We start from the raw sequence: 15,025 nt of genomic DNA, 5'->3' as shown, positions 1-15,025 counted from the left end.
GCTTTGCCTGAATCTGACGGGATTGATCGGCCCCGGCAAGAGTGCCCAGCGCTGGGCAGCCCGGCATGCTCAGGCGGCCTTGTCCCCTGACTCGGTGGCGGCAAGCCGTCCGAGCCGCACGACATAATGCTCGGCCGCTGCCTGCAGCGCCTCGTCATCGGCCTTGTGAGCGTTGTAGATCAGGAAGGGCTCGGCCCAGGCGAGGCCGCAGCGATGGGCGGTCGCCCGCAGCGGCTTCAGCAGATCGTGCAGCGGGAACAGGTTCGCGCCATCAGGCGCATAGGCGTCGGGCGCGTTGCCGGCCGTGGCTACGACGAGCAGCGGCTTGCCGGCGAGCTTCGCGCCTTCCGCCTCATAGGCGATGTAGAACATCCGCGTCAGCACCGCGTCCTGCCAGGACTTGAGCAGAGGCGGCGTCGAATACCACTGCAAGGGGAACTGGAAGACGATGCGGTCGGCGGCGATGAGCCTGTGGACTTCCGCGTCGGTGTCGATGCGGCCATCGGGATAGAGCGCCTGCATATCGACGATCTCGACATCAGGCAGGCCATGGGCGGCCTCGCACAGCGCTTTGTTGGCGCGCGAGCGCTCTAAATGCGGGTGGAACAGCAGGATCAGGGTCTTGGGCATGGCAACCTCCTTTGCGGTGACAGGAGGATGCTGCGCGCCAGAAAATCATTCCAATGGATGATTCATATATCGTATCATTCATTCCATGAATTTGCGCGCCGTCGATCTCAACCTGCTCGTCGTCCTCGACGCGTTGCTCGACGAGGCTCATGTCTCGCGGGCCGCGGAGCGTCTCGGCCTGTCGCAACCGGCGGCGTCGAGCGCGCTCGAGCGCTGCCGCCAGCTCTTCGGCGACAGGCTGCTGGAGCGCGGCACCGGGGGGATGGTGCTGACGCCGAAGGCCCAGGCGCTGGCGCTGCCGGTCAAGGACGTGCTGGCCGGCATGGCGGCGCTGTTGCGGCAGCAGGAGCCCGACCTGTCGGCGATCCGGCAGACGGTGCGGATCGTCATGGCCGATCATCCCGCCGTCGCGATCGCTCCCGCGCTACAGGCGCATCTGGTGAAGGCGGCGCCTGGCATCACGCTCGCCATCATGCCCTGGCATGGCGCAAGCGCCGCGCTCGAAGGGCTGGCGCGGGGATCGATCGATCTCGCGGTCTCGGTCTTTCCGACAGTCGAGGCCGATTTCACGCGCCAGGAGCTGCTGCGCGAGACCTATCTCGTCGCGATGCGCAAGGGTCACCCGGCGGCCGTCGATTTCGCTCTCGATCGCTGGCTGGCCTATCCGCATGTCCTGGTCTCGGGGCGCGGAGAGACCCATGGCGCGTTGGACGAAGCCCTGGCGCGGCTCGGCCGCACGCGCCATGTCGGCATGGTCGTGCCGAGCTTCCTGATGGTGCCGCCGTTGCTTGCGGGCTCGGACATGATCGCGTTGCTGCCGAGCCGGTGCCTGCCACTCTCCGGCCAGGAGAGCCTCATCGCATTGCCGCCGCCGATCGCGGTCGAGGGCTTCCCGCTGCACATCGCCTGGCACAGGCGGCGCGGCAGGGACGCCGGCGTTCAGCATGTCGCGCGATTGGTGGAGGAGCTGGTCGTTGGTCTGCCGACAGGGGCCGGCGCCGGCTAGATCATTGTCGAGTGCAGTAAAAGCGCTCCGGCGGGAGATTATTGCTCGACGTCGAGTGGCGCGGTCCCCGTGGGCTTGCCGTCGGCGCCCAGCGTGATCTTCTCGATGCGCGCCTCGGCCTGCTTCAGCAGCGCGTCGCAGCGCGCCTTCAGGGCTTCGCCGCGCGTGTAGATGTCGATCGATTCTTCAAGCGGCACGTCGCCGCGTTCGAGCTTGGCGACGATCGCCTCGAGTTCCTTGAGCGCCGCCTCGAAGGGCAGGGCGGCGATGTCTGAGTTCTGCTTGGCTTCAGTCACTGGCGCGATTCCCGTTTGACCAGAGCTTATCGGTCTCCGGGGCGCGTGCCGCAACCCCGCGCGTCACACCGGCAGCGCCGAACTCTTCTTGATGGTGCGCAGCGTCAGCGTCGATTGCACGCGGGTGACGCCCGGCAATTGCGTGATGATGTCGGTGTGGATGCGCTCGAAATCGGCGCTGTCGCGGTAGATCACGCGCATCAGATAATCATGCGCGCCGGCGAGCAGGTGGCATTCCAGGATCTCGGGCAGGTTCTGCACCGCCTGCTCGAAGCCTTCGAGCGAGGCGCGGCCCTGCTGGTCGAGCGTGACGAAGACGAAGGCGGTGCCCGGAAAGCCCGCGATCTTGTCATCGAGCAGCATCGCATAGCCACGGATCAGCCCGCTCTCCTCGAGCTGGCGGACCCGGCGGAGGCAGGCCGAGGGCGACAGATGCACCTTCTCGGCAAGGTCGGAATTGGTGATCCGCCCGTCCATCTGCAGGATGCGCAGGATGGAACGGTCGCGGGAATCGAGTTCGATCGTCATGGCGCTGGCAAAATCCCTCTTGCCGGATGCATTGTCGCAAAATCCGGCGGGCGCAAGCAATATTCTGCGTCGGAACGGAAAAATCGCGCCGTCTTCGACGCGAGCTGCGCCCATGCCCGCACGATGCTGCCGGGCTAGAGCCGGATGATTTCAGATGGGATCACAGAGTGATCTCATCTGAAATCTGAATCCGTCTCTCATCTAAAAGTGAGAGCAGGATCGATTGCGAAAAACCGGTGCCCACTTTTTCGCATCCTGCTCTCGAGGGCCGGATTCCACCCGCCTTTTAGGCCAGGGCGAGCTGAAACGGCGTGCCCTCGAAGGCATCCTCGCCCCGGCCGATCCGCTCGATCGCGGCGCTCATCCGGCCCTGCCTGCCGAGCATCCCATCGGCGATGGCGACGAGCCGCGCATTCGGTGTCGCTGAGGGCGAGGCGGCGCGCAAGGCGGTGGCGATGTCCGCCTCATTGCGTCCCGGCCCGAGCGCGCAGGCGGCGATGAAGGCTGCCGCCGTCGAGCGGCTGATGCCGGCCCAGCAATGGATCACCAGCGGCGCGGTGCGGTCCCATTCGCTGACGAAATGCAGGAAGCGTTCGACATGCGCCTCGGCCGGCACGACGTGCCCGTCCATGGGGGCGACGATGTCCGACATGCCGAGGAAGAGGTGGCGCTCCGGTGCGACGCCGGCGGGCCGCTCGACCACCGTGTTGACGTTGATCAGCGTCACCACATGGCTGGCGCGCACGGCCGCCACGGTCTCGTGGAGCCGCGACAGGGATGAGACGTGCAAGGTCGGCATGCCGAAGGTCCTGTCGGTCGCAAGAGCCGGATGATTTCAGATGAGATCATTGAGTGATCCCATCTGACATCTGAATCCGTCTCTCATCCAAGAGTTAGAGCAGGATCAATTGCGAAAAACCGGTTCCCACTTTTTCGCAATTGATCCTGCTCTAGGGGCGGGCCGAGCGCCCGCGAATGCGCAAGCATCCTGTCGGCTCGCAGCATGAGCCGATGTCGATGGTGTAGCCAAGCGGGATCTGGTCACATATGTGCAAATGTTTACAGGTAAACCATCGTTAATCGGGAAGCCGCGATGAATCTCTGGCTGCGCCTGCTCTGGCTGCTCCTGACCAGCCCGTTCCGTCCAAGGCTCAAGCCTCTGGAGGCGCCCTCGCTGCTGGCCTTCCGCGTCTGGCCGCATGATCTCGACACCAGCCTGCACATGAATAATGGCCGGTACTGGACGCTGATGGATCTCGGCCGCACCGACCTGATGCTCCGCACCGGGCTGTGGCGCGCCGTGCTGCGCCATCGCTGGGTGCCGGTGGTGAATGCGGGCACCATCCGGTTCCGCCGGGAATTGCGATCGTTCAGGCCCTTCCGGCTCGAGACGGCGATCCTGTGCTGGAGCGATAGCTGGCTGGTGATGCAGCATCGCGTGCTGAGCCGGGCGCGCGACGGCAGCGAGATCGTCGCGGCCGTCGCGCTCGTCCGCGCCGCGCTCTACGACCGTTCCGGCAAGAGCTATGTGCCCGTCGCGACATTGATGGCGGAGATCGGCGTCGGGGCGACGAGCCCGGAGCCGAGCCCTGAGGTCGCGGCCTTCCTGGTGTCGGAAGAGGCGATGCGGCAGGCGGGTTCGTCCGGGCGCTGAGTTCCGGGCCAGCCGGGGCTTCAACTACTCCGCAGCCAGCCGCGTCGCCCGCCACTGCGCCAGGAGCGCGCGCAAGGCGGCGGGCTTCAGCGGCTTGTTCAGCAGGTGGACGTCGAGCGCGGCGGCGGCCTCGCGCACCTGCGGCGTGCGGTCAGCCGTCAGCAGGATCGCCGGCAAGGCCGTACTGGTACGCTGGCGCAGCGTGCTGATCGCGGTCAGGCCGTTGCCATGGTCGAGATGGTAATCGGCGATCAGCACGTCGGGGTCGCCATGCGTACGCAGCGACAGCTGAGCCTCCTCGACGCTGGCCGCGATCGTGACCACGCAGCCCCAGCCGCCGAGCAACTGCTTCATGCCGTCGAGGATCGCCGGCTCATTGTCGAGCACCAGCAGCTTCAGCCCGGCGAGCTGGCCCGCCGGCGCATGGCGCGGCGCGGCGCTGGTCGACATCGCCGGCAGTGGCGAGGCGCGCGGCACCAGAACCGAGAAGCGCGTGCCGCGTCCCGGCGTCGAGACCAGGGTCAGCTTGTGGTCGAGCGTGCGCGCGATCCGCTGGACGATGGAGAGGCCGAGCCCCAGGCCGCGCGCCACCTTCGCCCCCTGGTCGAGCCGCTGGAACTCGCGGAACACCGTCTTCTGCTTGCTTTGCGGGATACCGAGCCCGGTATCGAGCACCTCGACCGAAACCTGCGCGCCGCGTCGGCGGCAGCCCACCACGATCTTGCCGCTGGGGGTGTATTTGATCGCGTTCGAGACGAGGTTCTGTAGCAGGCGGCGCAGCAGGCGCCGGTCCGAGCGCAGCGCCATCGCCGTTGGCATGAAGACGAGCTTCAAGCCCTTCTCCTGCGCGCTCGGCTCGAATTCGCGCTGGAGCTGGCGCATCAATTCATCGACGCGGAAGGCGGTGATCTCGGGCTTCAGCGCGCCGCCGTCGAGGCGCGAGATCTCGAGCAGCGCGGTCAGGATCTCCTCGACCGCGTCGAGCGAGGCGTCGATGTTCTCGGCGAGGTCGGGGCTGCCGGCGGCGCGGTCGCGCTCGACCAGCGAGGTGGCGTAGAGTCTCGCCGCATTCAGCGGCTGCAGGATGTCATGGCTGGCGGCGGCGAGGAAGCGGGTTTTCGAGGCGTTGGCCTCGTCGGCCTCGGCCTTGGCGCGCTGCAATTCGGTGTTGACCCGCAGGATCTCCTCGGTGCGCTCGGCGACGCGGCGCTCCAGGGTCTCGTTGGTGCGCTCGAGCTCCTCATGCGCCTGCACCTCCTGGGTGATGTCGGTATAGGTCGTGACCAGGCCGCCATCGGGCAGCGGGTTGGAGCGGATCTCGATGACCTTCTTGGACGGGTAGAGCTTGAGCCGCACCGGCTCACGATCCCTGACGAAGCTCTCCAGCCGCGCCGCCATCAATTCGTCCTGCTGGCCGTCGCCATAGGCGCCGCGCGCCGCATTGTAGCGCACGACCTCGTCGAGGCCGGTGCCGAAACGCACCAGCGAGGGCGGCAGGTCGTAGAGCTGGATGAAGGCCTGGTTCCAGGCGAGCAGGCGCAGGTTCCGGTCGAGCACGGTGATGCCCTGGCCGGCATGGTCGAGCCCGTGCTGGAGAATGTCGCGATTGTATTGCAGCGCGGCCGAAGCGTCGTCGAGCAGCTTGAAGGCGGCTTCGGTCGAGAGGTTGCGCCGCCGCAGCAGCAGCGACAGCACGAGGCGCGATGACGCTGCGCCGATCGCCGAGGAGAGCAGGTGCTCGCCGAAGCGCAGCATATGGATATCGGCCTCGCGATTGGCGTTGGGTTCCTCGCCGCGCCCGCTGGCGAAGCCCTCGAAGGCACGCTGCGTCCGCTCCTGACCGAGATAGCGGCCGATGGTCGATTGCAATTCGGCTTCAGTGACGCTGGAGCGCCAGAGCGAGAAGGATTGCGCCATCGTCGCCTTGTCGGATTCGACGAAGGCATTGGCCTGGAGCCGCTCCATCGCATTGGCGGGCCGCAGCAGGGAGAAGCCGATATAGGCGAGGATGTTGAGGCCCAGGCTCCAGACCACGCCATGTGGCAGAGCCGGCAGATCGAGCCCCAACAGCGCTTCCGGCCGCAGCGCCGCGATGCCGTATGGCCCTTCGTTGACCAGCGCCTCCCAGAGGCTGCCGGGACGGGCGAGGCTCGGCAGCAGGAGCGTATAGGTCCAGACCAGGATGCCGATGGTCAGGCCCGCCGCGGCGCCAAGCGCCGTGCCGCGCCGCCAGACCAGCCCGCAGAAGAAGGCCGGCGCGATCTGCGCCGTCGCGGCGAAGGAGAGCAGGCCGATCGAGACCAGGGCGGCCTCGCCGGCGACGCGGTAATAGGCATAGCCGAGCAGGATCACGAGCAGGATCGCGGCGCGGCGAATGATCACGACCTGCGAGCCGAGATCGCCGCCCGTCGTGCCGTTGCTGTTGCTGCTGCCGCCGCGCTGCGCGGTCAGCATCGCCATGGATCTCGCGGGGTCGCTCAGGCCGCCGCGCCCGCGCAGCAGCAGCGGCATGACGAGGTGGTTCGAGATCATGATGGCGAGCGCGACGGACGCGACGATCACCATCGCGGTCGCGGCCGAAAGCCCGCCGACGAAGACGACGAGCGCGAGCAGCCCGGCCTCGCTCTGCAGCGGCAGCAGCAGCACGGTCATGTCGCGGTCGATCTCGGCGCCCGGCATCAGCAATTCGCCGGCCATCGCCAAGGGCAGCACGAAGAGATTGATCAGGATGAGGTAGAGCGGAAACATCCAGGCCGCGCGGCGGACGTCGCGGGCGTCGCGATTTTCGACGATCGTCATGTGGAACTGCCGCGCCAGCAGCAGCGCGGCGCAGGAGGAAAGCAGGGTCAGGGTCAGGAAGGTCGGCCAGCTCGAGGTCCGCTCCCACAGCGGCGGCGCGCCGTTGGGCAATCGCGCCGCCTTGGCGAGGAGATCGCCGGCGCCGTCGAACAGGCCGTAGACGATGAAGACGCCGAGCACGAGGAAGGCGACGAGCTTGATCAGCGACTCGACCGCGATTGCGATGACGAGGCCGTCCTGGTGCTCGGTGGCATCGATATGGCGTGTGCCGAAGGCGCAGGCGAAGCCCGCCAGCACCATCGCCACCAGGAAGGCGAGGTCGTTCAGGACGGGAACCTCAGGCGTCAGGGCATGGCCGCCGGTGGCGATCAGGAAGACCGAGAGCGAGTTCGCCACCGCCTTGAGCTGGAGCGCGATATAGGGCAGCGCGCCGATGACCGCGACGATGCAGACCAGCGCCGCCACGCGCTCGCTCTTGCCGTAGCGCGCGCCGACGAAATCGGCGATCGAGGTGATGTTCTGCGATTTGGCGATCTCGACGATGCGGCCGACGAAGCGGTGGCCGAAGCCGATCACCAGGATCGGCCCGACATAGATGCCCAGGAAGTCGAAGCCGGCGCGGTTGGCGAAGCCGACAGAGCCGTAGAAGGTCCAGGAGGTGCAGTAGACGCCGAGCGCCAGCGCGTAGATCGTCGCGCGCGCCCGGCCGGTGATCAGCCTGTGCCCGGACGTGTCGGCGATATGGGCGACCGCGAACAGGCCGCACAGATAGGCCAGCGCCACCAGGACCACGGACCAAGCGGGGATCATTGCGCCTCCAGCGCCGCAATTCGGCGTTGCGCAACCTAGCTGCGTCGCGAGCCCCTCGCCATAGCGCTTTCGGCGCGACTGCCGGGCCGGAATAGCCAGGGGCGGATGATGTTAGCCTCCCACGCGACACGCATGAATAGGATGGTGTTCGTCATGGTCGAGCTTGTCCCACGGCTGTCCGGTTGAGGTTTTGGTCTCTGAGCGGATCATGCACGGCTCTCCCCTCGCGGGCGGAGGTGACGCGAAGCGCCGGATGAAGAGCGCGGGGAACCCTTCTCCCGCATCGAAGTCGGGTTTACCCGACTTCGACACTCTGAGTGCTGAACTCGGGCAAGCCCGAGTTCAGTGAGAAGGGCAGGGATGAGGGCCTGCCGCTGATTATTGAGGCGCGACCGCGCCGCAGCGCCGGCTCATCCTGAAAGCGCAGGAGACGATGCGGAGCGGCTTGCGCGATCTGGTTGTCTGGCCTGCCCTCATCCCTGCCCTTCTCCCACACGGGAGAAGGGTTCCCCGCGCCTGTCTCATTCGTCCCCGCCCGCTGGAAAAGCCTTCAATGAACGAAGCTTTTCGATCGGGCGCTCACGGCGAACCGGACAGCCGTGGACTTGTCCCGGCCACCCACGTCTTCGTCGGGCGAGGGCGATGTTCAAGACGTGGATGCTCGCCACAAGGGCGGGAGTTCACCACGACCGACACTCGATCTCAGCGATAATTGAGGTCCGTTCTTCAGGCGGGCGACATCGCCTGCTTTCGACCCATAGCGGGCAGTGAGGTGATCTTCAGACTCTCTGCGCAATTATATGTGTCACGCGGAAGGAAGGAGGTCGATGTCGGTTATTTGGTTGAATTACTTATATCTTTGGGGCGGTACAGCGTTATTTATTGGCGTGATTGTGGCGATATTGCCAAATAAATATCATGTATGGGCAGTTTTGATCTCGGCATTTATTCTAATTCAATTTGGCTCTAATTGGGTGGACGGCGACAATCATTCTCTGAAGCTCATGCTATGGTTCGCTGGTCCGCCAGTTGCATTTGCAATCTTCCTCCCTGTGGGGATCGTCCGCTTCATACGAAGGTGGAAAGAATCCTATTTTTTTTGTCAGCTTCCGACCCCGAGCTGACACCTGGAACGGCAGCTTTCCGGCTTTGCGTCGGTTACGGTGGAGATCTCGCCACGAGGGCGAGCCTGACGAGGTGGAGCGGCCTCCTGATCATGGGGCGGGCTCTAGCTATCTGTGCAGGCTGCAGCTTTGCGGCGAACAGGCTCTTCTAACGCCCGCGCGACTCCGTTAGCGTTTCAGCTTCGGCGCTGGGCTAACGCGTGCCGCGAGCAAGACAGCCGCAAGAAGGGGGCAGACCATGCTTGAGGAATTCAAGAAATTCGCACTGAAGGGCAATGTCGTCGATCTCGCCATCGGTGTGATCATCGGCGCAGCCTTCGGCAAGATCGTCGATTCGCTGGTCAGCGACGTGATCATGCCTTTCATCGGAGCGCTCGGCGGCGTCGATTTCTCGAACTACTTCATCGGCCTCAACAAGGCGGTGACCTCTCCCATCCTCGTCGAGGCCAAGAAGCAGGGCGCGGTCTTCGCTTATGGTTCATTCGTGACCGTGGCGATCAACTTCCTGATCATCGCCTTCGTGCTGTTCCTGGTCGTGCGCGGCATCAACAGGCTGCAGCGCACCAAGGCCGAGGCCCCGCCGCCGCCCGCTCCCCCGGCCGAGGACATCGTCCTGCTCGCCGAAATCCGCGACCTTCTGAAGAAGCAGTCGGCCTGAAGACCTTCGACCGGTCGCGGCGATTCATCACCGCGACCGATCGACCCGATCTCGCGATTTCATGCTTGCCCGCGCCGCTATCGGCTAAAGGAAGGCGGGTCACTTTCGCGAGGTTCAGTTCATGACCACCACGACGTTGCCGGGCGCCAGCCTGATCGCCGATCTGAGGCCCGAAGCCCGCAACGCGCCCGAGAGCGGTATCGTCGAGGTGGTCAATCACGGCCGCCTCAAGCAGGGCTTGATCCCGCTCTGGGTCGGCGAGGGCGACCTTCCGACGCCCGATTTCATCGCGCGCGCCGCCAACAAGTCGCTGGCCGATGGCGAGACATTCTACACCTGGCAGCGTGGCATCCCCGAATTGCGCGAGGCTCTCGCCCGCTACCACACCACGCTTTACGGCCAGCCCTTCTCCTCCGACCGCTTCTTCGTCACCGGCTCGGGCATGCAGTCGGTCCAGATCGCGGTCCGCATGATCGCCGGCCCCGGCGACGAACTGGTGATCCCGACCCCGGCCTGGCCGAACTTCGCCGCCGCGATCGGCATCGCCGGCGCCAAGGCCGTCTGCGTGCCGATGGATCTGGAGCATGGCCGCTTCAATCTCGATCTCGGCAAGCTCGCCGCCGCGATCACGCCCAGGACCCGCGCTTTGGTGATCAACTCGCCGGCCAACCCCACCGGCTGGACCGCGACGAAGGCGGAGATGGGCGCGCTGCTTGCTCTCGCCCGCAAGCACGGCATCTGGATCATCGCCGACGAGATCTATGCCCGCTTCGTCTATGACGGCTCCCCGCGCGCCGCTTCGTTCCATGACGTGATGGAGCCGGAGGACCGCGTCCTCTTCGTCCAGACCTTCTCGAAGAACTGGGCCATGACCGGCTGGCGCATCGGCTGGATCGAGGCGCCCGCTGCGCTCGGCCAGGTCATCGAGAACCTGATCCAGTATTCGACCTCGGGCTCGCCCGTTTTCGTCCAGCGCGCCGCCATCGCCGCGCTCGAGGAGGGCGAACCCTTCGTCGCGCAGCAGATCGCGCGTGCCGCCGAAGGCCGCAAGATCATCTCCGAGGGTCTGCTGGCGACCAACCGGGTCTCGCTCGCGGCACCTGATGGCGCCTTCTATCAGTTCTTCAGCGTCGACGGCCGCAGCGACTCGCGGGCGCTGGCGATCGAGCTGGTCGACAAGGCCAATGTCGGCCTCGCCCCGGGAACGGCCTTCGGCCCGGGTGGCGAGACCGGCTTGCGGCTCTGCTTCGCGCGCAAGGCGTCCGACCTCGTCGAGGTCGTGGCGCGTCTCCAGACGGCGCTCGCCGCGCGCTAGAGCCGGATGATTTCAGACGGGGTCGCTTCGTGATCCCGCCTGAAATCTGAATCCGTCTCTCATCAAGGAGTGCGAGCCGGCGCGCTTTCGCTGCAGGGTATCGTTGCGCTGCCGGCGCGGCGGCGAAATTGACCTCGCCGCGCCCCGCGTTCATGAGTGCGCCGGAGCCGCCCGCTTCTGGCGCGGTCGTGGATGCGATGGCGCTTTTCGGTTATCCCTCGACACGGCTGGCTGTTCTGGGTCGCGAGGCCGTGACCATCGGCATCGCCTGGCTTGGCGGCGCCGCCTTCGCCCTGCTGGGCGCGCCCGCGGCCTGGCTGTCAGGCTCGATGATACTGAGCGCGACGGTCGCCTTCCTGCGCCCGCTGCCTGCTCTGCGCCGGTCGTGGTTCGATTCGACGGTGCTCCTGTCCGGCACGATCATCGGCTCGGCGGCGACGCCCGAGGCGCTCGCAGCCGCTGCCCGCTACCCGGCCTCGCTCGTCGTGCTTCTGCTCGGCATGGCGGCGATCATGATCCTGACAGGGGCGTATCTGCGTTATGTCGCGCGCTGGTCCTGGATCGATGCCCTGCTCGCCTCGGCACCGGGCGCGCTCGCGACGGTGCTGGCCGTGGCGCAGGCGAAGGGCGCCAATATTGGCCGGATCTCGGTCGTTCAGCTCTTCCGCCTGCTCGTCCTGGTGGCGCTGCTCCCGGGCGCGATGCAGCTGAGCGGGGCCCATTCGGCGGTGCCGGTACCACAGGCCGATATCGTCGGGGCCGACACGATGCTGTTCGTGCTGCTCTGCGGCCTGGCGGTCGGGCTCGTCTTCGATCGGCTGCGCATGGCGGCGCCGATGATGTTCGGCGCAACCTTCGCCAGCGCCGTCCTGCATGGCACGGGCCTCGTCCACGGCACATTGCCACCCGAGATCCAGACCGCCGTGCTGGTGTTGCTGGGTTCCACCATGGGCGGGCGTATCGCGCATATCCCCCGGCCGGAGCTTCTGGGACTGTTCCCGCTTGCGGTCGGCGGCTTCTTCGTCTCGATCGCCGTTGCCTTCGCCTTCGCCTGGCCGGCGGCCCGGCTGGCTGGCGTGCCCTATGCCAGCGCGATGACCGCTTTTGCGCCGGGCGGGCTCGAGGCCATGGCGATGCTCGCCTTCGCCATGGGGCTCGACACGCTCTATGTCGGCTCCCACCACCTCACGCGCTTCCTGCTGATCGGCCTGGCGATGCCGTTCATCGTCGCCCGGATCAAGGACGCGCCGCCGGAGCGCTGAACCCAGCGGCGCGGCTTTTCCTCAATCCACCCCGATCGTGGTCAGGTCCTGGAACCAGTGCTGGGCCAGCACGAACTTCTTGATCTTCGGGGACAGCACATGCGGGTTGGTGTCGTGCACCACCCAGACCAGCACGGCGTCGTCGACGATCTGGGCATGGGCCTTGGCCAGCAATTCATCCTGCTTGGCGACGTCGAAGGTCTTGGTGGCCTCGTCCAGCAAGGCGTCGACCGCCGGGCTCGACCAGGTTCCCCAGTTCACGCCGACCGGCGCAACCTGGTTGGAGTGGAAGAAGCGGATGATCGCGTAGAGCGGGTCGGAGGTGACATAGGCGATGTTGTTCGCGGTCACATCGGCGTTCATCTCGTCCTTCGCGCCCTTGCGCCAGCGCGTATAGAGCACCTCGAGCTCGACGACTTTGAACTCGAGCTCGATGCCGACATCCCTGAGGTTCTGCTGGATGAACTCGTTCATCGGCAGCGACTGCATCTGTCCGGTGCCGCCCTGGGCGATGACGAAGGTCGCCTTCAGCGGCTTCTCCTTGGAATAGCCGGCCTCGGCCAGCAGCTTCCTGGCGGCATCGGGATCATATTTGATCTGGAAATTCGGCTTGCCGAACCAGGGGCTTGCCGGATCGACCTGGCCGACCGCCGGCTTGGCGAGGCCGTTGAGCAATTCGACGATGCCGTTGCGGTCGATGGCGAGGTTCATCGCCTTGCGCAGGCGCAGATCCGTCCAGGGCGAGCCCGGCGCCACGCTGAGATGGTAGTTCCAGACATGGGGCGTGACGTTCTCGACGATCCTCATGCCGGCCTGCTTGAGGCGCGGCACGGTGTCGGGAGCCGGCGTCTCGATCAGGTCGACTTGCCCGGTGATCAGCGCATTGGTGCGCGCCAGCACCTCTGGGATCGGCAGCAGGATCAGGCGGTCGACCTTGGCGAGGCGGTTCTTGTTCCAGTAATCCGGGTTCCTGACGAGCTCGGCGCGCTCGCGCGGTACGAATTTGTCGAGCTTGAACGGGCCGGTGCCCGAGGGCGTCAGCGCGAACTTGTCCCAGTCCTTGCCGAGCTTCTCATATTGCGCCGGGCTCGAAACCAGGAACCAGAGCATCTGATAGGGGAAGAACGAGTCGACCGCCTTGGTGGTGATCTCGACGGTCTTCGCATCGACCGCCCGGTAGCTCGCGACCGACGGCAGGCGCGGCTTCACCTGTGCGGCCTGGCGGCGGTCGTAATGCGGGGCTTTCTCGTCCAGGACCTTGTCGAGGTTCCAGACCACGGCGTTGGCGTCGAAGGCGCTGCCATCATGGAACGTCACGCCCTCGCGCAGGGTGAAGAGCCATTTCTTCTGGTCGGCGGCGTCGACCTTCCACTCGGTCGCGAGCCCGGGCACGAGCTTGCCCGGCCTGTCGGCGATGTCCATCTCCCAGGCGACCAGCGGGTCGTAGAGCGTATAGCCGGTGAACTTGTAGGCTCCGGCGCCGCGGTCGGGCTGGCCCGAGGTCAGCGGGATGTCGGCGAGCGAGATGCCGTAGCGGACGACCGATTCCGCCTGCGCCGCGCTGGCCATGGAAAGGGCGAGGGCGACCGAGACCACCAAGCGTTTAAATATTGGCAAGCGTTTGAACATGCATGCACCTCTATGGGGGAAGCTGCATGCCGTTCAGCAAGGCCTATGCCACGGGCGGGGTGGCTGTCCGGGCGCCATGTCGCGGGGGCCGGCAAGTGCGACGACTTGATCTGGAAACACCGCCGTCATTCCGGGGCGATCCGAAGGATCGAGCCCGGAACCCAGAACCGATGCGGATTCTCCATAACGCGCTCGCATGGCGAGCCTCAAACGTCGCGGGCATCGGTTCTGGGTTCCGGGCTCAGGCCTGCCGCCTGCCCCGGAATGACGGCGTGGTTCGGGCTGGAATCGTCGGCCCTGCGGCATCAGACCGAATGCGACGTGACCTGCCCCCCTCGCTCAGCGCGCGCCGTTGGTGTGCGTCATCACGGCGTAGAGCGAGGTCGTGCCGCAGATGAACAGGCGGTTGAGCTTGGGGCCGCCCCAGGCGACGTTGGCGACGGTCTCGGGGATCGCGACCTTGCCGATCAGCGTGCCGTCGGGGTGGTAGATGTGCACGCCATCGGCCGCACTGGTCCAGATCCGGCCGGTCACATCCAGCCGGAAGCCGTCGAACAGGCCAGCCGTGCAGGTCGCGAAGATCTCGGAGCGCCCGAGCGTCGCGCCGTCCGCGCCGAGCCGGCAGGCGCGGATATGGCGCGGGCCGTTGGCGGGGTCATGGCTCGCGCCGGTATCGGCAATGTAGAGGATGCTTTCGTCGAGGGAGAAGGCGAGGCCGTTGGGCTTGACGAAATCATCGGTGACGATGGTCACGGCGCCCGACTGCGGGTCTATTCTATAGACGTTGCAACGCCCGATCTCGCTGTCGGATGTGTTGCCCTCATAATCGGTGAGGATGCCGTAATCGGGGTCGGTGAACCAGATCGAGCCGTCCGACTTGACCACGACGTCATTGGGCGAGTTCAGCCGCTTGCCGTTGAAGTGGCTCGCCAGCACGGTGACGGAGCCGTCATGCTCGGTTCGTGTCACCTGACGCCCGCCATGTTCGCAGGTGACGAGTCTGCCCTGGCGATCGACCGTGTTGCCGTTGGAGTTCCGGGCCGGCTGGCGGAAGACGCCGACCTGGCCGCTCAGCGCGTCGTAGCGCAGCATCCGGTCATTGGGGATGTCCGACCAGACCAGCATGTGGTGGGCGGGAAACCAGGCAGGCCCTTCCGACCAGCGCGCGCCGGTCCAGAGGCGCTCGACGCGGGCGGAGCCGGGCACGATGCGATGGAAGCGCTGGTCGAGAACCTCGACGCCGGTGCCTTCGAGAACGCCGAACATGATTTCCAATCCCTGGGCCGTTTTGGTGTCGGGTTATCGGGAGCACAG

Annotated in this window: 12 protein-coding genes; 5 read left to right on the top strand and 7 right to left on the bottom strand. The window is 66.1% G+C overall.

Going from position 1 to position 15,025, the window contains the following annotated elements; translation table 11 throughout:
* Positions 1-69 precede the first annotated feature (69 nt).
* On the bottom strand, positions 70-630 hold the full coding sequence (locus tag BMZ97_RS11570; RefSeq protein WP_092169158.1) for an NAD(P)H-dependent oxidoreductase: 561 nt from the start codon (positions 628-630) through the stop codon (positions 70-72).
* An 85-nt stretch (positions 631-715) separates the two neighbouring features.
* Between BMZ97_RS11570 and BMZ97_RS11565 the strand changes: the two genes are divergently transcribed.
* A complete protein-coding gene (locus BMZ97_RS11565; RefSeq protein WP_092169155.1) occupies positions 716-1,636 on the top strand; it encodes a LysR family transcriptional regulator in 921 nt (306 codons plus the stop codon).
* 38 nt (positions 1,637-1,674) lie between these two features.
* On the opposite strand, the gene BMZ97_RS11560 is transcribed toward BMZ97_RS11565, so the two are convergent.
* The 3 genes from BMZ97_RS11560 to BMZ97_RS11550 form a co-directional block, all read right to left on the bottom strand.
* The gene (locus BMZ97_RS11560; protein ID WP_092169152.1) at positions 1,675-1,932 is read right to left on the bottom strand and encodes an exodeoxyribonuclease VII small subunit; all 258 of its coding nucleotides are present in this window, start codon (positions 1,930-1,932) and stop codon (positions 1,675-1,677) included.
* A 63-nt stretch (positions 1,933-1,995) separates the two neighbouring features.
* Positions 1,996-2,460, bottom strand: coding sequence for an Lrp/AsnC family transcriptional regulator (locus tag BMZ97_RS11555; RefSeq protein ID WP_069690296.1), 465 nt, complete (start codon positions 2,458-2,460; stop codon positions 1,996-1,998).
* Positions 2,461-2,746: 286 nt separating this feature from the next.
* Positions 2,747-3,259, bottom strand: a complete 513-nt coding sequence (locus BMZ97_RS11550; protein WP_092169149.1) for a tyrosine phosphatase family protein — start codon at positions 3,257-3,259, stop codon at positions 2,747-2,749.
* A gap of 294 nt (positions 3,260-3,553) precedes the next feature.
* On the opposite strand from BMZ97_RS11550, the gene BMZ97_RS11545 reads away from it, so the two are divergent.
* Positions 3,554-4,114 carry a thioesterase family protein gene (locus tag BMZ97_RS11545; protein WP_092169146.1) on the top strand — a complete coding sequence of 187 codons (561 nt, stop codon included), beginning with the start codon at positions 3,554-3,556 and terminating at the stop codon, positions 4,112-4,114.
* A gap of 24 nt (positions 4,115-4,138) precedes the next feature.
* Here BMZ97_RS11545 and BMZ97_RS11540 read toward each other — a convergent pair whose 3' ends face one another.
* Positions 4,139-7,723 (bottom strand): hybrid sensor histidine kinase/response regulator, encoded by a 3,585-nt coding sequence (locus BMZ97_RS11540; RefSeq protein ID WP_092169143.1) that lies wholly within the window; start codon positions 7,721-7,723, stop codon positions 4,139-4,141.
* A 1,362-nt stretch (positions 7,724-9,085) separates the two neighbouring features.
* On the opposite strand from BMZ97_RS11540, the gene mscL reads away from it, so the two are divergent.
* The 3 genes from mscL to BMZ97_RS11520 all read left to right on the top strand — a co-directional run bounded on the left by mscL (position 9,086) and on the right by BMZ97_RS11520 (position 12,082).
* The gene (gene mscL / locus BMZ97_RS11530) at positions 9,086-9,505 is read left to right on the top strand and encodes a large conductance mechanosensitive channel protein MscL (RefSeq protein WP_092169136.1); all 420 of its coding nucleotides are present in this window, start codon (positions 9,086-9,088) and stop codon (positions 9,503-9,505) included.
* A gap of 121 nt (positions 9,506-9,626) precedes the next feature.
* Positions 9,627-10,820, top strand: coding sequence for a pyridoxal phosphate-dependent aminotransferase (locus BMZ97_RS11525; RefSeq protein ID WP_092169133.1), 1,194 nt, complete (start codon positions 9,627-9,629; stop codon positions 10,818-10,820).
* Positions 10,821-11,017: 197 nt separating this feature from the next.
* Entirely contained in the window at positions 11,018-12,082 is a 1,065-nt protein-coding gene (locus tag BMZ97_RS11520) for an AbrB family transcriptional regulator (RefSeq protein ID WP_175525525.1), read from the top strand.
* A gap of 21 nt (positions 12,083-12,103) precedes the next feature.
* Here BMZ97_RS11520 and BMZ97_RS11515 read toward each other — a convergent pair whose 3' ends face one another.
* Positions 12,104-13,711, bottom strand: a complete 1,608-nt coding sequence (locus tag BMZ97_RS11515; RefSeq protein WP_092169127.1) for an ABC transporter substrate-binding protein — start codon at positions 13,709-13,711, stop codon at positions 12,104-12,106.
* Positions 13,712-14,050: 339 nt separating this feature from the next.
* A complete protein-coding gene (locus BMZ97_RS11510; RefSeq protein ID WP_092169124.1) occupies positions 14,051-14,977 on the bottom strand; it encodes an SMP-30/gluconolactonase/LRE family protein in 927 nt (308 codons plus the stop codon).
* Between the last annotated feature and the right edge of the window lie 48 nt (positions 14,978-15,025).

This window comes from Allobosea sp. OK403 (assembly GCF_900113835.1).
Taxonomy (GTDB): domain Bacteria; phylum Pseudomonadota; class Alphaproteobacteria; order Rhizobiales; family Beijerinckiaceae; genus Allobosea.
Note: the sequence above shows the minus strand (reverse complement) of the source record. Positions and strands in the feature narration are given on the sequence as shown.